An 18,506-nucleotide genomic window follows, 5' to 3' on the forward strand; every position below is an offset into this window, starting at 1 on the left:
CGAAGGCGCGGCCGCGGTGCTCGAAGCTCTCGAACTGGTCGAAGCTGGCGCAGGCGGGGGCGAGGAGGACGACCTCGCCCGCCTCGGCTTCCGCGAGCGCGGCGGTCACGGCGGCGGCGAGGGTGCCGGAGACGACGTGCGGGGTGTCGCCGAGGGTGGCGGCGAACGCTGGGGCGGCCTCGCCGATCAGGTAGGCCTTGGCGAGGCGGGGGAAGAGCGGGCGGAGCGGCTCGATGCCGCCCTCCTTGGCGCGGCCGCCGGCGATCCAGCGGATGCGGTCGAAGGAGAGGAGCGCCTTCTCGGCGGCGTCGGCGTTGGTGGCCTTCGAGTCGTTGACGATGCGGATGCCCTTCCAGGTGGCGACGAGCTGGCTGCGGTGGGCGAGGCCGGGATAGGTGGCGAGGGCGGCCTCGATCTGCCGGGGGGCGAGGCCGAGGGTGCGGGCGGCGGCGTAGGCGGCGCAGGCGTTCTGGTGGTTGTGGGCGCCGGGGAGGGTGAGCATGGGGCGGAGGTCGATGGAGGCGACCTGGCGGCCGTGGCGCCACTCGGCGAGGAAGCCCTTGCGGGCGGTGACGTTCCAGCCGGGGGTGGCGAGCTTGCGGGTGACCGAGATCTCGATGACCGGGTCGCCGCTGCCGGCCTCCTCGCGCATGCTGTTGGCGAGGAAGCGGCCCTCGTTCTCGTCGACGCCGATGATGGAGCGGGAGGGGCCGCCCTGGGTGAAGAGGCGGCGCTTGGCGGCGAAGTAGCCGCCGAGGCCGCCGTGGCGGTCGAGGTGGTCGGGGGTGAGGTTGAGGAAGACGGCGATGTCGGGCTGCAGCGCGCGGGCGAGCTCGATCTGGTAGGAGGAGAGCTCCATGACGACGACCATGCCGTCCTCAGCCGGGTCGAGGTCGAGGACGCCGCGGCCGATGTTGCCGCCGACCTGGACCGGGCGGCCGGCGGCGGCGAGGACGTGGGCGGTGAGGGCGGTGGTCGTCGACTTGCCGTTCGAGCCGGTGATGGCGACGACCTGGGGGGTGCGATCGAAGCGGTCCCATTCCGGGGTGGCGAAGGAGCGGAAGAAGAGGCCGATGTCGTTGTCGACGGCGACGCCGGCGTCCCAGGCGGCGGCGATGGCCGGGTGGGGCGCGGGGTAGAGATGCGGGATGCCGGGGGAGACGATCACCGCCTTCACCCCCTCCCAGGAGCGGGCGCGGGTGAGGTCGGCGAGCGGGATGCCGTCGGCCTCGGCGGCGGCGCGGGCGGCGGGGCTGTCGTCCCAGGCGAGGACCTCGGCACCGCCGGCGACGAGCGAGGCGATGGCCGGGCGGCCGGAGCGGCCGAGGCCGAGGACGGCCACCCGGTGGCCGGCGTAGCCGCGGACCGGGATCATGGGAGGGGGCGCGAAATCGGGGATTTCGCGCGCGAAACTATAACTAAGCGCATGATATAACAGGGATTCGTCGGGTTAATGGATCGTTACCGCTCGCGGGGAGGGCAGCGCCCGCCGCGCGGGGTGGGTGGGCGGGAGCGTGGCGGGCGCTGCCCGGGGCCGGGATCATCGGAGCTTCAGGGTGGCCATGCCGATCGTCGCCAGGATCAGCGAGACGATCCAGAAGCGGATCACGATCTGCGATTCCTTCCAGCCGAGCTTCTCGAAATGGTGGTGGATCGGGGCCATCAGGAAGACGCGCTTCTGGGTGCGCTTGTAGTAGAGCACCTGGATGATGACCGACAGCGCCTCGACGACGAAGAGGCCGCCGATGATCGCCAGCACGATCTCGTGCTTGGTGGCGACCGCGATCGCGCCGAGCGCGCCGCCGAGGGCGAGCGAGCCGGTGTCGCCCATGAAGACCGCGGCCGGCGGGGCGTTGTACCAGAGAAAGCCGAGACCGCCGCCGATCAGCGCCGCGACGAAGACGAGGAGCTCGCCCGTCTCCGGCACGTAGTGGACGCCGAGGTATTCGGTGAAGTCGACGCGGCCGACGGCGTAGGCGATGACCCCGAGCGAGCCGGCGGCGATCATCACCGGCATGATCGCGAGGCCGTCCAGGCCGTCGGTCAGGTTGACGGCGTTGGCGGCGCCGACGATCACCAGCATGGCGAAGGGGACGAAGAACCAGCCGAGGTTCAGCAGCAGGCCCTTGAAGACCGGGAAGGCGAGCTGGCCGCTGAGCTCGGCGGGATGGAGATACATCGCCCAGGCGGCGGCGATGGCGGCGATGACGAAGCCGGCGACGAGGCGCACCCGGCCGGAGACACCGGCGTGGGTCTGCCGGGAGACCTTGGCATAGTCGTCGGCGAAGCCGATGAGCCCGAAGGCGAGCGTCACGAACATCACCAACCAGACGTAGCCGTTCGACCAGCGCGCCCAGAGCAGCGTCGAGACGAGGAGCGCCGAGAGGATGAGGAGCCCGCCCATGGTCGGGGTGCCCTTCTTGGTGATGAGGTGCCCCTCGGGCCCGTCGCTCCTGATCGGCTGGCCGCGGCCCTGGCGCACGCGCAGGATCTCGATCAGCGGCCGGCCGAAGAGGAAGCCGAAGACGAGCGCGGTGAAGAAGGCGCCGCCGGCGCGGAAGGTGATGTAGCGGAAGACGTTGAGGGCGCTCAGGTTCTGAGACAGCTCGGCCAGGTAGTAGAGCATGCGGCGGCTATTCCTCCGGTCCGTCCGGGATCGCCTCGGCGGGGCGGGCCTCGCCGAGACGCTTGATCGCCTCGACGACCTGCCCGACGCGCGAGCCGTACGAGCCCTTGACCATGGCGATGTCGCCGGCGTCGAGGAGCCGGCGGGCGCGGGCGGCCATCGCCGCGGCGTCCTCGAACCACTCGCCGCGCGCCGCCGGCGGCAGGGCGTCGTGCAGGGCGCGCATCCGCGGGCCGGCGCAATGGACGATCGTCTCCGGGCCGATCGCCGGGGCGAGGCCGGCGTGGAGCTCGCGCTCGCGCGGCCCGAGCTCGAGCATGTCGCCGAGGAAGGCGACGCGGCGGCCGCGGGAGACGCGGCCCTGGCCGTGCTCGGGCTGCTGGCGGGCGAAGACCTCGAGCGCGGCGCGCATGGCGGCCGGGTTGGCGTTGTAGCTCTCGTCGATGAGGGTGATCGCGCCGTCGAGGCCGCCAGGGCCGAGGCGGACGGTCCAGCGCGCGCCGCGGCCCTCGGGCGCCTGCCAGGCGGCGAGCGCGATGGCGGCGCGGGCGATGTCGCCGCCGAGGGCCTCGACGGCGGCGAGGATGCCGAGGGCGTTCATGGCGAGGTGCCGTCCAGGCGCGGCGAGGCGGAAGAAGAAGGGCCGGCCGTGGGCGATGGCCTCGACGCAGGTCGAGGCGGTGCCGACCTTGACCTCGGCGAGGCGGAACTCCGGGCGCCCGGTGGCGCCGAAGCGGACCGGCCGCGCGCCGGCGCGGCGGGCGCTGGCGAGCAGGATCGGGTAGGTCTCGATGTCGCGGTTGACGACCGCGGTGCCGCCGGGCTCGAGGCCGGCGAAGATCGCCGCCTTCTCGCGGGCGATGCCGCGGACGTCCTCGAAGGCGGCGAGGTGGACGGCGGCGACGGTGGTGACGAGGGCGACGTGCGGGCGGGCGAGTTCGGCGAGCGGGGCGATCTCGCCGGGCGCGTTCATGCCGATCTCGACGACGGCGAAGTCGCTGCCGGCCGGCATGCGGGCGAGGGTGAGCGGCACGCCCCAGTGGTTGTTGAAGCTCCTGTCGGCGGCGTGGACCTTGCCCTGGGCGCCGAGGGCGGTGCGCAGCATCTCCTTGCTGCCGGTCTTGCCGACCGAGCCGGTGACGGCGACGAGCCGGCCGGCGAAGCGGGTGCGGGCGGCGCGGGCGAGGGCGCGGAGCGCCTGGAGGACGTCGGGGACGAGGAGGAGGGGGGCGTCCGCGGGGACGTTCTCCGGTCGGCGCGAGACGAGGGCGGCGGCGGCGCCGCGGGCGAGCGCGTCGGCGACGAAGTCGTGGCCGTCGCGGGCGGCGGAGAGCGCGACGAAGAGGTCGCCCGGCGCCAGGGTGCGGGTGTCGATGGAGACGCCGGTGGCGCTCCAGTCCCGGTCGCTCGCGCCGCCGGTGGCGGCCACCGCCGCGTCGCGGGTCCAGAGGGTCATGCGCCGAAGCCGTCGAGGGCGGCGACCGCGACGCTCGCCTGCTCGAGGTCGTCGAAGGGGAGGATGTCGTGGCCGATGATCTGGCCGGTCTCGTGGCCCTTGCCGGCGATGAGGAGGGCGTCGCCGGGCTGGAGGGCGTCGACGGCGGTGAGGATCGCCTCGGCGCGGTCGCCGATGTCGGTGGCCTCGGGGGCGCCCTCGCGCACGGCGGCGCGGATCGCGGCCGGGTCCTCGGTGCGCGGGTTGTCGTCGGTGACGTAGACGAGGTCGGCGGCCTCGGCGGCGGCCTTGCCCATCAGCGGGCGCTTGCCGCGGTCGCGGTCGCCGCCGGCGCCGAAGACGACGATGAGCCGGCCCATGACGTGCGGGCGGAGCGCGTTGAGGGCGGTGGTCAGCGCGTCGGGGGTGTGGGCGTAGTCGACGAAGACGGCGGCGCCGTTGGCGCGCGTGGCGGCGCGCTCCATGCGGCCGCGGACGGTGCGGATGCCGGGGAGTGCGCCGATGACGGCGGCGGCGGGGCTGCCAGAGCCGATGGCGAGGCCGGCGGCGACGAGCGCGTTGTGGGCCTGGAAGCCGCCGATGAGCTCGAGGCGGACCTTGTGGGACTTGCCGTCCCAGGCGAAGAGCAGCTCCTGGCCGGTGGCGTCGAACCGCTGGCCGATGACGCGCAGCGTGCAGCCCTCGGCGTGGCCGACGGTGAGGACGCGCTGGCCGCGGTCCTTGGCCAGCGTGCGGACGCGGGGGCCGTGCGGGTCGTCGAGGTTGACGACGGCGGTGCCGTGGCGGGGGAGGACGCGGGTGAAGAGGCCGAGCTTGGCCTGGAAGTAGGCCTCGAAGTCGGGGTGGTAGTCGAGGTGGTCGCGGGTGATGTTGGTGAAGCCGGCGGCGGTCAGGTGCACGCCGTCGAGGCGGTACTGGTCGAGGCCGTGGCTCGAGGCCTCCATGGCGGCGTGGGTGACGCCCTTGTCGGCGAGGTCGGCGAGGAGGCGGTGGAGCTGCACCGGCTCGGGCGTGGTGTGCGAGAGCGAGGCGGAGACGGCGCCCTCGACGCCGACGGTGCCGAAGTTGACCGCGGTCTCGCCGAGCGCCTCCCAGATCTGGCGGGTGAAGCTGGCGCAGGAGGTCTTGCCGTTGGTGCCGGTGACGGCGACCACGATCTCGGGCTGGGTGCCGTAGAAGCGGCGGGCGGCGGTGGCGAGCGCCCGGCGGGGGGTGTCGCTGAGGATGACGGGGACGGCGAGCGGGCCCTCGGCCTCGGCGATGGCGAGGCCGGCGGGGTCGGTGAGGACGGCGACCGCGCCCATGCGGAGCGCGTAGGGGATGAACTCGGCGCCGTGCATCCGGCTGCCGGGGAGGGCGGCGAAGAGGTGGCCGGGGCGGGTCTCGCGGCTGTCGGCGGAGAGGCCGGTGATCTCGGGCAGCGCGCCCGACCAGTCGCCGGCGCGCCTGGTCCCGGCGAGGAGGCCGAGCGCCTCGAAGCCCGTCAGCTTGTCCGTCCTGTCCGTGCCGGTCATGGTCACCTTGCGCTGGCGGGCGCCCCCTCGGCGACCCGGCTATTCGTTTCCTGCGAGCGTGTAAAGCAGCGGCGCGCCGTCCTCGGGAGAGCCGATCGGGCGCATCCCCATCACCGGGGCGAGCCGGCGGACGGCGTGGGCGAGCACCGGCGCGGCGGTGAGGCCGGCGGTGCGGAAGGAGGTCTTGTTGATGACGGCGGTGGGCTCGTCGAGGGCGATGACGAGAACGTACTTGGGGTCCGAGGCGGGGAAGAAGGAGGCGAAGGTGGCGATGGTCTTGTCGCGGGCGTAGCCGCCCCAGGCGTTCGGCTTGTCGGCGGTGCCGGTCTTGCCGCCGACCTCGTAGCCCTCGACGTTGGCGGACTTGGCGGTGCCGCGCACCACGACCTGGCGCATCATGTCGCGGAGCTGCTGCGAGGTGCGGGGCGAGATCACCCGGTCGGCCTCGGTCGGGCGCTCGTTGCTGGCGATGATGCTCGGGTGGATGCGCAGGCCGCCGTTGACCAGCGCGGCGTAGCCGGCGGCGAGATGCAGCGGCGTCACCGCCATGCCGTGGCCGTAGGAGATGGTGATGGTGGAGAGGTCGCTCCACTTCTGCGGCAGGAGCGGGGCGGTGCGGCCGGCCTCGACGAGCTCGACCGGCGAGGCGTCGAGGAGGCCGATCCTGCGGAAGAACTCCTGCTGCCGGGTGGCGCCGAGCATCATGCCGATGTGTGCGGCGCCGATGTTGGAGGACTTCACCAGCACGTCCTCGACGCTGAGGCGCGAACCGTAGTCGTGGAAGTCGCGGATGGTGAAGCGGCCGTAGCGCATCGGCGACTTCGAGTCGACGAGCGTCTGCGGCGAGACGAGGCCGGCCTCGAGCGCCATGGCGACGGTGAAGACCTTGAAGACCGAGCCGAGCTCGTAGCGCCCCTGCGCGGCGCGGTTGAAGAGCGGGCTGTCGGCCGGGTCGCCGGAGGTGGGCAGCGGCGGGCGGACGTTGGGGTCGAAGTCGGGGAGGCTGGCGAGGGCGCGGATCTGGCCGGTGTCTGCCTCCATCAGGATGCCGACGGCGCCCTTGGCGCGCATCTCCTTCATGCCCTGGCCGAGCACGTCCTCGAGCGCGGTCTGCGCCTTGAGGTCGATGGAGAGGCGGAGCGGACGGTCGACGGTTTCGGGGTCGCGCAGCCGCTCGTCGAAGACGCGCTCGACGCCGGCGGTGCCGATGACCTCGGCGGCGCGCACCCCCTCGCGGCCGAAGCTGGCGCCGCCGAGGACGTGGGCGGCGAGCGGGCCGTTCGGGTAGAGGCGCGTCTCGCGCGGGCCGAAGAGGAGGCCGGGCTCGCCGAGGTCGTGCACGAGCTGGCGCTGCTCGGGGGAGATCGACTTCTCGATCCACATGAACTTGCGGCCGTCGGTCAGGCGGCGCGCCAGCTCGTCGGCGTCGAGATCGGGGAAGATGCCGGCCAGCCCCTCGGCCGCGGCCACCGGGTCGATCATCTGCGCCGGCTGGGCGTAGAGCGAGGCGGTGACGATGTTGGTGGCGAGGATGTTGCCGTTGCGGTCGACGATGTCGGCGCGCCGGGTGTGGATCGGCTCGGCCGGCATGCCGCCGCGCGGCTCGACCGGCACGGCGGCGGAGAGGAGCGCCATGCGGCCGGCGACGGTCGAGAAGCCGAGGATGAAGGCGACGCCGAGCAGCAGAAGCCGCGTCTCGGCCTTGACCCGCTCGGCGCGGTGGCGCGCGGCGAGCCGGGCGGCCCGCTCCTCGGCCTCGACGAGGTTCGGGTCGGTGCCCTCGGCGCGGGCGCTGAGGATGCGGGCGAGCGGGCGGAGCGGGCGTCGGATCACGGGCGGGCTCCGGTCGGGATCGGCTTCGGGGTGCCCTCGTCGGAAGCGACGAGGGGGTCGGGCTCGGGCGGGAAGGCGACCATCGTCACCTCGCCGAACTGTTCGGGGGTGAGCTCGGCGAGGCCGAGCTCGGCGGCGTTGGCGGCGACGAGGGCGGCGAGCCGGTCGGGGCGGTTGAGGTAGGCCCATTCGGCGTTCAGCACCGCGATCGCCTCGCGCTCGTGGGCGATCTGCTTGCGCAGCTCATCGAGCCGGCCCATCGCCTCCTGCGTCGCGTAGTTCACCCGGTAGGCCCATGTGGCGGAGACGACGACGAGCACCGCCGCCGAGAGGTGGAGGACGATCCTCATGCCAGGCCCTCGAGCGCGAGCCGCGGCAGGCCGAGGGCGCGGGGATCGACCGGCGCGGCGGGGGTGTCGAGGCGGCGGGCGACGCGGAGCCGGGCCGAGCGGGCGCGCGGGTTGGCGGCGACCTCGGCGGCGTCGGGCGCGATCGGCTTGCGGGTGACGAGCTCGAAGCCGGGCGCCTCGCCGGGCGTCTCCGGGGCATGGCGGCTGCCGCGCGGGGCGGCGCCGGAGCGCAGCGCGAGGAAGCGCTTCACGACCCGGTCCTCGAGCGAATGGAAGGTGACGACGGCGAGCCGGCCGCCGGGGGCGAGCGCGGCCTCGGCGCCGGCGAGGCCGCGGGCGAGCTCGCCGAGCTCGTCGTTGACCGCGATGCGCAGCGCCTGGAAGCTGCGGGTGGCCGGGTGCGGCTGGCCGGGCTTCGGGCGCGGCAGCAGCCGTTCGAGGAGGCCGGCGAGCTGCAGGGTGGTGGTGAAGGGGGCGGCCTTGCGGTCCTGCACGATGGCGCGGGCGATGCGCCGCGAGGCGCGCTCCTCGCCGTATTCGTAGAGGATGGTGGCGAGCTCGGCCTCGGGGAGGCGGTTGACGAGGTCGGCGGCGGTCGGGCCGCTCTGGCTCATGCGCATGTCGAGCGGGCCGTCGCGGAGGAAGGAGAAGCCGCGGCCGGCCTGGTCGAGCTGCATCGAGGAGACGCCGATGTCGAGCACGACGCCGTCGAGCGCGGGGGCGCCCGCCGCGGCGGCGATCGCGGCGAGATCGCCGAAGCGGCCGGGGACGAGCGTCAGCCGCTCGCCGAAGGCGGAGGCCCAGGCGGCGGCGCGCTCGAGCGCCTCGGGATCGCGGTCGATGCCGATGACCCGCGCGGCGCCGGCGTCGAGGAGGGCACGGGCGTAGCTGCCGGCGCCGAAGGTGCCGTCGAGCCAGGTGCCGGAGACGGGGGCGACCGCGCGCAGGAGGGGCGCGAGGAGGACCGGCACGTGCGGAGTTCCGGGCGGGGCGATGGGGGCCATCATCATGACCGGCCCTCGCGGTCCATCGCGTCGAGGAGGGCGAAGGGGTCGCCGCCCTCGTCGAGGCCCTCGCGCCAGGCGTCGATGCCGGCCATGTCGTCCTGGTAGGCCTTGGGCGCCCAGACCTGGAAATGCTCGCCCATGCCGGCGAAGAGCGCCTCGTCGGTGAGGCCGAACATCTCGCGCAGGCGCTGCGGCAGGACGATGCGGCCGTTCTCGTCGACCTGGGCATAGACCGACTGGGTGTTGAGGAGCCGCTCGAGGGCGCGGCGTTCCCTGGAGAAGGCGGGGAGCCGGGCGACCTTCTCGTCGAGCCTGGCCGCGCCTTCGAGGGTGTAGCCCTCGAGGCAGTGGCCGGACGGCATGCCGTAGATGAGGACGAAGGTCGGGTTCAGCCCCTCGGTCCAGTCCGGGTCGCCTTCCTCGATCACGCGGCGAAAGGGGGCGGGAACCGACACGCGGCCCTTCTGGTCCACCTTGTGGACCGATTCGCCCCTGAACCGCCGCAACACCGGCACGCTACTCCTGTCCCGTCGGCGAAGTCCCTCCGGAAGCAAATGGCGGGCCGTGCTGCCTCACGGCACGACCCGCCACCTGGTCCCTCTCTGGGTCCTCGCGCCCGGCCGCCCCCTGCTCGTTCGTGGGTCCTTGCCGGGTCTTGCTTCGTCTTTGGAAGAACTGTGGGCCTGTATGAAACCTGCCGGGTTTCTGTTTCGGGTCTTGTCGCCCTTGATCGAATTACCACTGCCCTTCCGTGCTTCATTGGATAGCATGGGAGCACATGGGTTTCAATGGATTTTTGTGGGAATTCTTGGACGTGAGCGCTTTCGAGTTTCCCGATCACGCGGATGTTCCCGTAAGGTTCGAATCCTGGTCCAGTTCTTGGTTGCTGCGCCGCAGCAGAACACAAGATGATGTGCTCTACCTGGCGTTTTATCCCGGCGCAAGATTATCGTTAAAGTTGTTCCCAGCCGCGTGATCGGCGGCCGCCGGCGGCGAATCGCCTGCCTTTCCCATGCCGTTCCATGCGTGGCGGCCTTGGGGGAAGAGTCGCGCGGATGGCCTGTAAGCCGGATTCTGTGACGGCCCCGGGGGGCCGCCGATGGCCATTCATCTCGGCCCGCCGTCGCCGGCGGGCTCGGGCAGCCAACCCGGATCGCTCGGGCGGGAGAACCCTGGGGGACCTCTCTCTCGATCGGACCCCCGCGCGATCCCTATTTGGCCTTGCTCCTGGCGGGGCTTGCCGTGCCACCGACGTTGCCGCCGGCGCGGTGGGCTCTTACCCCACCGTTTCACCCTTGCCGCCGGGTTTCCCCGGAGGCGGTCTCTTCTCTGTGGCGCTTTCCCTCGGGTTACCCCGGGCGGGCGTTACCCGCCGCCATTTCTCCCTGGAGTCCGGACTTTCCTCGACCCTTTCGGGCCGCGGCCATCCGGCCATCCGCGCGTGCCCCTTATGTGGGAACGCGGCGGCGGTCAACGCAAGCCCGCATCGCGGCGACGTCAGTGGAATCGGGGGCGGGATCGGGCGCGCCTGCCGCCCAGGGGCGGAAGCGGAGCCGGGCGGCGGCCAGCACGAGCCCCCAGTCGCCGGCGGGGGCGGCGTAGCCGGCTGCATGCGCGGCGGCGCGGAAGTGGTCCCAGCCGGCGGAGGGGGCGGGTTCCGTGTCATCGGCGTCGGGCCAGACGGCACGGCCGCCGAGGGCGAGGCGGCGCCAGTCGAACTTGGGGCCGGGGTCGGACTTGCGCTCGGGCGCCATGTCGGAATGGGCGATGACCCCGGCGGGGGGGATCGACCAGCGCGCCATGATGCCGTCGAGGAGGGTCTCGAGCGCGGCCATCTGCGGCTCGGGGAAGGGCGGGAAGCCGGCGAGCGGGCCGGCGTTGGCGAGCTCGATGCCGATGGAGCGGGAGTTCACGTCCCCTGCCCCGCCCCAGGAGCCGGTGCCGGCGTGCCAGGCGCGCCCGGTCTCGGGCACCAGGCGCCAGGTGCGGCCGTCCTCGGCGACGAGGTAGTGGGCGGAGACCTCGGCGGCGGGATCGCAGAGCCGCTCGAGCGCCGCCTCGGCGGTCAGCATGGCGGTATGGTGCAGGACGACGAGCTCCGGCCGCAGGCCGTCGCGGCGCGGGCCGAAGTTGGGGCTGGACCGCTCGATGATTTCCATGCGCTTCTCGGGGGATGTCATGCCGCCCCTCGCCGCTGCAGAACCGCGTCGCCCCGGACGGGAGCCTCAATGCGGTCGCGGCGCGCGGGACGCTGATGGGCAACCGCGGCGGTCGGCTGCACCGGGCGGACGGAACGCTCGGCCGTGCGCGCTGGCGGAGCCGGGCGTGGATCGCCTGCCTGACCGAGTTCCGGGGGCGGCACCGCGCGGTCTGGGGCGAGAGCTACAGCGAGATCTTCTTCCTCGACGAGGCGACGGCGCTCGCCGCCGGGCACCGGCCCTGCTTTGAATGCCGGCGCGCCGAGGCGCTGGCCTTCGCGGCGGCCTGGGGAGAGCCGGCGCCGCGCGCCGGGGAGATGGACGCGGTGCTGCACGCCGAGCGGCTCGGGCCGCGCCAGCGGATCGCCTTCGGGGCGCTGCCGGAGGGGGCGATCTTCGCGGCGGCGGAGGGGTTCCACCTGCGCACCGAGAGGGGTGCGCTCCTCTGGAGCTTTGCCGGCTATCGGCCGGCGCGGCGCTTCGCGGCAGAGGAGATCGTGCAGGCGGTCACGCCGGCGCACGTGCGCGCGGCGCTGGCGCAGGGCTATCGCCCGCGGCTGCACCCGAGCGCGGCGGCTCAGTTGAGCGCGCGGTAGGGAGCGGGGTCCCACTTGCAGGCGAAGCCGTCGCCGTCGGGGTCGATGCCGTAGCGATCCTGCTCCGGGCCGCCGCCGGCGAGGAAGGCGCGCTGGGCGGCGTCCGAGTCGCGGAAGCGGCCGCAGTTGCCGACGCCGGTCACCCGCGCCGCCGCCCCGCGCGGATAGATCGACTGGCCGATGGAATTCGAGGTCTGCTTGGCGAAGAGGGCGATGTTGACCCCGTCGACCCGGTTCGGCAGCGGCCCCGGCTGCACCACGACCAGCTGGTCGCGCGCGGAGGCGAGCTCGCGCTCGGCGATGGCGGCATCGATCTTCTGCTGCTCGAGCGTCCACTGCATCAGGTTGATGCGGTCCTGGTCGAGCGCCGCGCCGGTGCCGGTGGTCGAACCGGCGAGCGCGACCTGGGTCGGCTGGCCGCTCTCGTCGAGGGCACCCGCGACCGTGGTCGAGAAGTCCCCGCCGCCATAGGTCGAGGCGTTGCCGGCGACCGGCACCTCGGTGATGACGCCGTCGGACGGGACGGTGACCGCCCCGCCGGCGCAAGCGGCCAAGGCACTGCAGGCAAGGATCGTCAGAATTCGCATGGGTGGTCTGCCTTTTCGCCCTCAACGGCCAGTTTCGTGTGCTCTTACCACCATTTTTCCGGCTTTGCAGCAAATCCGCTCGCGCGCTCGAGAGCGAAGGCCACGTCGAGCATTCCCGCCTCGTCCCAGGGGCGGCCGATCACCTGCAGGCCGAGCGGGAGCCCGCGCCCGTCCAGCCCCGCCGGCACCGCGGCGCCGGGCAGCCCGGCGAGGTTCACCGTCACGGTGAAGACGTCGTTGAGGTACATCTGCACCGGATCGGCGTCGGCCATCTCGCCGATGCCGAAGGCGGCCGAGGGGGTCGCCGGGGTGAGGATCGCGTCGATCCCCTCCGCGAAGGCCGTCTCGAAGTCGCGCCGGATCAGCGTGCGGACCTTCTGCGCCCGGAGGTAGTAGGCGTCGTAGTAGCCGGCGGAGAGGACATAGGTGCCGATCATCACCCGCCGGCGCACCTCGGGGCCGAAGCCCTCGGCGCGCGTGCGCTCGTACATGGCGGTGATGCCTTCGTTCGCGCCGATCTTCGCCCGATGCCCGTAGCGGACCCCGTCGTAGCGGGCGAGGTTCGAGGAGGCCTCGGCCGGGGCGATCACATAGTAGGCGGGCAGCGCGTACCTGGTGTGCGGCAGCGAGATCTCGACGATCTCGGCGCCGGCGGCGCGCAGCCAGTCGGCGCCCTGGTGCCAGAGCGCCTCGATCTCGGCCGGCATCCCCGCGACGCGGTACTCCTTCGGGATGCCGATCCGCTTGCCGCGCATGTCGCCGACCAGCGCGGCCTCGAAGTCGGGCACCGGGGCGGGCGAGGAGGTCGAATCCTTCGGATCGTGCCCGGCCATGGCGCGCAGCATGATGGCCGCGTCGCGCACCGTCCTGGTCATCGGGCCGGCCTGGTCGAGCGAGGAGGCGAAGGCGATGATCCCCCAGCGCGAGCAGCGCCCGTAGGTCGGCTTCACCCCGACGATGCCGGCAAAGGCCGCCGGCTGGCGGATCGAGCCGCCGGTGTCGGTGCCGGTGGCGCCGAGGCAGAGGTCGGCCGCGACCGCTGCCGCCGAGCCGCCGGAGGAGCCGCCGGGGGTGAGCGGCGCCGGATCGCCCTGGCGCCGCCAGGGGCTGATCGCCGGGCCGTAGGCGGAGGACTCGGTCGAGCTGCCCATGGCGAATTCGTCCATGTTGAGCTTGCCGAGGCAGATGGCGCCCGCTTCCCAGAGCTTGCGGGTCACCGTGCTCTCGTAGGGCGGGCGGAAGCCTTCGAGGATGCGCGAGGCGGCCCGGGCCGGCTCGTCCTCGACGCAGAAGAGATCCTTGATCCCGAGCGGGATGCCGCAGAGGTCGGGGGCGTCCCCCTCCTTCAGCCGCGCGGCGGCGAGGGTCGCCTGGTAGCGCGCCTTGTCCGCGGTCAGCGCCGAGAAGGCGTTGAGGGGCGCGGAGGCCTCGGCCGCGGCGAGGCAGGCCTCGGTCAGCTCGATCGCGCCGATCTCGCCGGCGCGCAGCGCCCGGCGGGCCTCGGCGATGGTGAGCGACGGCAGCCCGCTCACTCGACCACCTTCGGAACGGTGAAGAAGCCGGCGCGCGCGTCCGGCGCATTCTCGAGCACCTTGTCGGGATAGCCGCCGTCGGTCACCTCGTCGGCACGCCAGGGGAGCTTCATCGGCGTCACCGAGGTCATCGGCTCCACGCCCTCGACATCGACCTCGTTCAGCTCCTCCATGAAGCCGAGGATCCCCGAGAGCTCGGTCGCCAGCGGCGCGAGCTCGGCCTCGGCCACCTCGATGCGCGCCAGATGCGCCACCCGGCGCGCGGTCTCCTTGTCGATCGACATGCGGTCTTCCCGGGAACGTGGCTCGGCCGCGGCTTTACCGCGGCCGGCCTCCCCGCGCAAGGCGAGCCCGGCCGCACGAGGCGGCACCGGGCCAACACCGCACCAGCCATTCTTGACCAAATAAGTTGGGATGGGCTAGCAAGGCGCGAGATGCCCAGCCCGACGCCAGGCGCGACTCAAGTTCTCGGGGAGGGGCGGGCATGAAGGCGAAGGCATTGACGGCAGTGGCGCTTGCCGCTGCGACGGGCGCGCAGGCGCAACAGGCGGGCTTCATGCTCGACACGATCACGGTGACCTCGGCGGCGCGCCAGGAGCGGCCGCTGCTCGACACGCCGGTGGCGGCGAGCGTGGTCGAGGGCGAGGCGCTGGCGGTCAAGCAGGCGACGAACTACCAGGAGCTGATCGGCGACCAGCCGGGCGTGCTGATCGCCGGCGGGCCGCGGCCGATCGCGCAGGAGCCGAACATCCGCGGCTTCTCCGACGATCAGATCGTCATGCGCTACGACGGCGGGCGGTCGAACTTCAACGACGCCCACCGCGGGCGGTTCTTCATCGATCCCGACATCATTCAGCGCATCGAGATCATCCGCGGCGGCGGCTCGACGCTCTACGGCTCGGGGGCGATGGGCGGGGTCATCGCCATCGAGACGAAGGACGTGGCGGACCTGCTCGAGCCGGGGCGGGACTGGGGCGGCCGGCTCGCCTCCGGCTGGTCGACGAACGGCGAGATCGGCCAGGCGAGCGCCACGCTCTTCGGCCGGCAGGGGCGGTTCGACGCCCTCGGCTTCATCGGCTGGCAGCCGATGGGCGCCGACCTCGAGGACGGCGACGGCGAGCGGATCCGCTCGTCGCAGATCGACATCGGCAACGCGCTGGTGAAGTTCGGCTTCGAGCCCAACGAGGCCAACCGCATCGAGCTGAGCGGCGTGCTCTACCGCGACGAGGGCACCACGCCGCCGAACGCCAATGCCGCCGCCTCGGCGACGACCGACGTCGACCGCGACGCCGACGTCTCGATGGCGCGGCTCTCCTGGGACTATGCGCCGCCGGGATCGACGCTCGTCGACCTCTCCGCGCTCGCCTACTTCAACGGGCTGAAGATCACCGAGGACCGCGACTTCGACGGCCGCAACGACGTGACCCGCTACGAGACCTGGGGCATCGACGTCACCAACCGCTCGCGCTTCGACGCCGGGCGGCCGGTGACGCTGGTCTACGGCATCGAGGCCTTCCGCGATACGCAGGAGGGCGAGCGCAACGGGGCGCCGCGGACGCAGTTCCCCAAGGCCGAGGCCACGACCTTCGCCGCCTATGCCGAGGCGACGGTCGCGCTGACCGAGCGGCTCGAGCTGATCCCCGGCCTGCGCTACGACCGCTACCAGCGCGACCCGGACGATCCGGCGCTCGACAGCGTGGACGAGGGCTTCGTCTCGCCGCGGCTCGGGCTCAGCTACCGGCCGAGCGACGACTGGCAGATCTACGGCAACGTGGCGCGCGCCTTCCGCGCCCCCTCGATGATCGAGCTCTACAACGACGGGGTGCATTTCGCGACGGCGGGCTTTCCGATGGGGCCGGGCCTCTCCTTCTCGGGGGTGAACAGCTTCGTGCCGAACCCCGACCTCGAGCCGGAACGCTCGACCCAGGTCGAGATCGGCACCCGCTTCTCGCGCCAGGGCGTGCTGCGCGAGGGCGACAGCCTCGATCTCTCGGCGAACGCCTACTATGCCGACGTGGACGATTTCATCAACCAGACCGTCACCTTCATCGACTTCTCGACCATGGCGCCGGGGCCGGGCGGGATGGTCGTCGGCGGCACGACGACGACGGAGAACGTCGACGCGCGGCTCTGGGGCTTCGAGGGGACGCTCGACTACGACGCCGGGCCCTGGTTCGCCGGACTGATCCTGACCGTGCCGCGCGGCGAGGAGACGGGGGGCGGGGCGCTCGGCTCGATTCCGCAGGACCGGCTGACGGTGTCGGGCGGCTTCCGGCCGGCGGCGGCCTGGGCGTTCGGCGCGCGGGCGACCTTCGCGGCGGAGCAGGACGACGTACCCGAGGAGTCGCTGCCGGCCGACGGGTGGACGACGGTCGATCTCTTCGCCTCGTGGGCGCCGCAGATGGCGGCGCTCGAGGGGACGGTCTTCCGGGCGGGGATCGACAACCTCTTCGACGAGACCTACGCCATCTATCCGAACGGCCTGAACCAGCCGGGCCGCACCTTCAAGATCGCCGCCGCCGTGGCCTTCTGAGGATGACGCCGGTGCCAGCCCTGCCGATGCTCAGCCGCCGCCGCCTGCTGGCCGCCGCGGGGGCGCTGCTCGTCGCGACGCGGGTCCGGGCGGCGGCGGGGCGGGTGCTGGTCCTCGGCGGGGACCTGGTGGAGATCGCCTTCGCGCTCGGGGCCGGCGGCGCGGTCATCGCGACCGACGAGACGGCGCTCTGGCCGCCGGAGGCGGAGGCGCTGCCCAAGGTCGGCTACCTGCGCCAGCTCTCGGCGGAGGGGATCCTGTCGCTGGCGCCGGACCTGGTGCTGGCGAGCCCGGACGCCGGGCCGCCGGCGGTGATGGAGCAGCTGCGCGCCGCCGGCCTGGCCGTCGAGGTGGGGCCGGCCGGCACGGGGTTCGCGGCGGTGGCGCCGAAGATTTCCTTCGTCGGCAAGGCCCTGGGGCGCGAGGCGGAGGCGGGCGCGCTCGCCGCGCGGGTCGCGGCGGAGATGGCTGCGGTCGAGGCGGCGCTGGCGGCCGTTCCCGACACGCCGTCGGTGGTCTTCCTCATCTCGGTCGGGCGCGGGGCGCCGATGGCGGCGGGGAGCGGGACGGCGGCGGATGCGATGATCCGGCTCGCGCATGCGCGCAATGCCGTCGCGGGCTTCGAGGGCTACAAGCCGCTCTCGGCCGAGGCGGCGGTGGGGCTGGCGCCGGATGCGCTGCTGCTGCCCGAGCATGCGGTCGATGCGGCGGGCGGGGCGGAGCGGGCGCTGGCGCTGTCGGGGCTCGCGAACACGCCCGCCGGGCGCGAGGGGCGGGTGGTGGTGATGGACGGGCTGAAGCTGCTCGGCTTCGGGCCGCGCACGCCGGCGGCGGTGGCGGAGCTGGCGCGGGCGCTGCATCCGGACGCGCCGCTCGACCTTTGATGCGCCCGGCGGCTGCCATCGCCGGGTTCGCGCTGGCGGCACTGGCGCTCGCCGTCGCCGGCATCGCGCTCGGGCCGGTGCCGCTCGGGCTCGGCGAGGTCATGGCGGCGCTGGGCGGCACGGCCGAGCCGCGGGCGCAGGCGATCGTCGCCGAGATCCGCGCGCCGAGGGTGGCGCTCGCCGCGGCGGTCGGCGGCGGGCTGGCGCTCTCGGGGACGACGCTGCAGGGGCTCTTGCGCAACCCGCTGGCCGATCCCGGCCTCATCGGCGTCACGGCGGGCGCGGCGCTCGGGGCGGTGGCCTCGATCGTCTTCGCCGATGCGCTGCTCGGGACGGTGCCGTCGGTGCTGCGGCCGTGGCTGCTGCCGGCGGCGGCCTTCGCCGGCGCGGTGGCGACGACGGCGCTCGTCTTCGCCATCGCCCGGCGCGGCGGGACGACGCATGCGGCGACGCTGATCCTTGCCGGGGTGGCGATCAACGCCATCGCCTTCTCGGTGGTCGGGCTGATGACCTACATGAGCGACGACCAGGAGCTGCGCGACCTGACCTTCTGGAGCATGGGCGGGCTCGGCGGCGCGACCTGGCGGGCGGCGGCGCTGGCCACGCTCTGCACGCTGGTCGCGGCAGCGGGGCTCTGGCGGCTGGCGCGCGGGCTCGACCTGCTGCAGCTCGGCGAGCGCGCCGCCTGGCATGCCGGGCTCGAGGTCGAGCGGGTGAAGCGGGCGGCCGGCCTCTGGTCGGCGCTGGCGGTCGGGGCGGGCACCGCGGTCGCCGGCCCGATCGGCTTCATCGGCCTCGTCGCGCCGCACATCGCGCGGCTCTGCGTCGGGCCCTCGCACCGGCTGGTCGCGCCGGCGGCGGCGCTGATCGGGGCGGGGCTGCTGCTCGCGGCCGACCTCGGGGTCCGGATGATCGTGCCGCCGGCCGAGCCGCCGGTCGGCCTCGCGACCAGCCTGATCGGCGGGCCCTTCTTCCTCTGGCTGCTGCTGGCGCGGATGCGGCGCGATGCTTGAGGCGCGCGGGGTCAGCCTCCGCCGCGGCGGGCGGCCGGTGCTGGAAGGCGTGTCGCTCGCGCTCGCCACCGGCGAGCTCGTGGCGCTCTGCGGGCCGAACGGGGCGGGCAAGTCGAGCCTCTTCGCGCTCCTCGCCGGCGAGCTCCGCCCCGAGGCGGGCGCGGTCACCCTAGACGGGCTCCCGCTCGCCCGGCTCTCCGCCGCCACGCTCGCCGCCGAGCGGGCGGCGCTCGAGCAGGCCCCTACCCTCTCGGCGCCGTTCAGCGTCACCGAGCTGGTCGCGCTCGGGCTGACGGCGGTGCCGCGCGCCGATGTCGACGAGACGGCGCTCTGCGGCCGCGCGATGGCGGCGGCCGGGGTGGCGGCGCTGGCGGCGC

17 protein-coding genes and 1 other RNA gene are annotated in these 18,506 nt (G+C 73.6%); 5 read left to right on the forward strand and 13 right to left on the reverse strand.

All coding sequences use genetic code 11. The annotated features are described in order from the left end of the window. The 10 genes from murD to Q0112_RS04840 form a co-directional block, all read right to left on the reverse strand. Positions 1-1,375 (reverse strand): UDP-N-acetylmuramoyl-L-alanine--D-glutamate ligase (murD, locus tag Q0112_RS04795; protein ID WP_297972172.1); only part of this gene is annotated, 1,375 nt, incomplete at its 3' end. Between the two features lie 165 nt (positions 1,376-1,540). Further along, a complete protein-coding gene (gene mraY / locus Q0112_RS04800; RefSeq protein ID WP_297972175.1) occupies positions 1,541-2,626 on the reverse strand; it encodes a phospho-N-acetylmuramoyl-pentapeptide-transferase in 1,086 nt (361 codons plus the stop codon). Between the two features lie 7 nt (positions 2,627-2,633). Continuing rightward, entirely contained in the window at positions 2,634-4,082 is a 1,449-nt protein-coding gene (murF, locus tag Q0112_RS04805) for a UDP-N-acetylmuramoyl-tripeptide--D-alanyl-D-alanine ligase (protein ID WP_297972177.1), read from the reverse strand. Beyond that, positions 4,079-5,596: a UDP-N-acetylmuramoyl-L-alanyl-D-glutamate--2,6-diaminopimelate ligase gene (locus Q0112_RS04810; protein WP_297972179.1), complete on the reverse strand. Its 1,518-nt coding sequence runs from the start codon at positions 5,594-5,596 to the stop codon at positions 4,079-4,081. Before Q0112_RS04810 ends, murF begins: the two co-directional genes overlap by 4 nt. A 39-nt stretch (positions 5,597-5,635) precedes the next feature. Next, positions 5,636-7,429, reverse strand: a complete 1,794-nt coding sequence (locus Q0112_RS04815; RefSeq protein ID WP_297972181.1) for a penicillin-binding protein 2 — start codon at positions 7,427-7,429, stop codon at positions 5,636-5,638. Next, on the reverse strand, positions 7,426-7,779 hold the full coding sequence (locus Q0112_RS04820; RefSeq protein ID WP_297972183.1) for a cell division protein FtsL: 354 nt from the start codon (positions 7,777-7,779) through the stop codon (positions 7,426-7,428). Before Q0112_RS04820 ends, Q0112_RS04815 begins: the two co-directional genes overlap by 4 nt. Further along, entirely contained in the window at positions 7,776-8,783 is a 1,008-nt protein-coding gene (gene rsmH, locus Q0112_RS04825) for a 16S rRNA (cytosine(1402)-N(4))-methyltransferase RsmH (protein ID WP_297972216.1), read from the reverse strand. The genes Q0112_RS04820 and rsmH overlap by 4 nt, the downstream gene beginning before the upstream one ends. A 2-nt stretch (positions 8,784-8,785) precedes the next feature. Beyond that, on the reverse strand, positions 8,786-9,301 hold the full coding sequence (mraZ, locus tag Q0112_RS04830; protein ID WP_367278438.1) for a division/cell wall cluster transcriptional repressor MraZ: 516 nt from the start codon (positions 9,299-9,301) through the stop codon (positions 8,786-8,788). Positions 9,302-9,833: 532 nt separating this feature from the next. Further along, an RNA gene (rnpB, locus tag Q0112_RS04835) (RNase P RNA component class A) lies at positions 9,834-10,225 on the reverse strand. A gap of 9 nt (positions 10,226-10,234) precedes the next feature. Next, positions 10,235-10,966 (reverse strand): N-acetylmuramoyl-L-alanine amidase, encoded by a 732-nt coding sequence (locus tag Q0112_RS04840; protein WP_297972190.1) that lies wholly within the window; start codon positions 10,964-10,966, stop codon positions 10,235-10,237. Between Q0112_RS04840 and Q0112_RS04845 the strand changes: the two genes are divergently transcribed. Further along, positions 10,960-11,580 carry a hypothetical protein gene (locus Q0112_RS04845; protein ID WP_297972193.1) on the forward strand — a complete coding sequence of 207 codons (621 nt, stop codon included), beginning with the start codon at positions 10,960-10,962 and terminating at the stop codon, positions 11,578-11,580. The two genes, Q0112_RS04840 and Q0112_RS04845, sit on opposite strands and share 7 nt — an antisense overlap. Here Q0112_RS04845 and Q0112_RS04850 read toward each other — a convergent pair. Genes Q0112_RS04850 through gatC form a run of 3 tightly spaced genes read right to left on the reverse strand, consistent with a single transcriptional unit; the run spans position 11,562 to position 13,983 of the window. Beyond that, positions 11,562-12,167, reverse strand: a complete 606-nt coding sequence (locus tag Q0112_RS04850; protein WP_297972196.1) for a hypothetical protein — start codon at positions 12,165-12,167, stop codon at positions 11,562-11,564. The two genes, Q0112_RS04845 and Q0112_RS04850, sit on opposite strands and share 19 nt — an antisense overlap. Before the next feature lie 44 nt (positions 12,168-12,211). Continuing rightward, positions 12,212-13,699 carry an Asp-tRNA(Asn)/Glu-tRNA(Gln) amidotransferase subunit GatA gene (gene gatA, locus Q0112_RS04855; RefSeq protein ID WP_297972199.1) on the reverse strand — a complete coding sequence of 496 codons (1,488 nt, stop codon included), beginning with the start codon at positions 13,697-13,699 and terminating at the stop codon, positions 12,212-12,214. Then, positions 13,696-13,983, reverse strand: a complete 288-nt coding sequence (gene gatC, locus Q0112_RS04860) for an Asp-tRNA(Asn)/Glu-tRNA(Gln) amidotransferase subunit GatC (protein ID WP_297972202.1) — start codon at positions 13,981-13,983, stop codon at positions 13,696-13,698. The genes gatA and gatC overlap by 4 nt, the downstream gene beginning before the upstream one ends. A 200-nt stretch (positions 13,984-14,183) precedes the next feature. Between gatC and Q0112_RS04865 the strand changes: the two genes are divergently transcribed. The 4 genes from Q0112_RS04865 to Q0112_RS04880 form a co-directional block, all read left to right on the forward strand. Then, a complete protein-coding gene (locus Q0112_RS04865; RefSeq protein WP_297972204.1) occupies positions 14,184-16,232 on the forward strand; it encodes a TonB-dependent hemoglobin/transferrin/lactoferrin family receptor in 2,049 nt (682 codons plus the stop codon). A gap of 11 nt (positions 16,233-16,243) precedes the next feature. Further along, on the forward strand, positions 16,244-17,116 hold the full coding sequence (locus Q0112_RS04870; RefSeq protein WP_297972207.1) for a hemin ABC transporter substrate-binding protein: 873 nt from the start codon (positions 16,244-16,246) through the stop codon (positions 17,114-17,116). Continuing rightward, complete coding sequence (locus Q0112_RS04875) at positions 17,116-18,129, forward strand: iron ABC transporter permease (RefSeq protein WP_297972210.1); 1,014 nt, start codon at positions 17,116-17,118, stop codon at positions 18,127-18,129. Before Q0112_RS04870 ends, Q0112_RS04875 begins: the two co-directional genes overlap by 1 nt. After that, on the forward strand, positions 18,122-18,506 hold a 385-nt coding region (locus tag Q0112_RS04880), incomplete at its 3' end, for an ATP-binding cassette domain-containing protein (RefSeq protein WP_297972213.1). The genes Q0112_RS04875 and Q0112_RS04880, both read left to right, overlap by 8 nt.

Source organism: uncultured Amaricoccus sp. (assembly GCF_937858865.1).
Taxonomy (GTDB): Bacteria; Pseudomonadota; Alphaproteobacteria; order Rhodobacterales; family Rhodobacteraceae; genus Amaricoccus.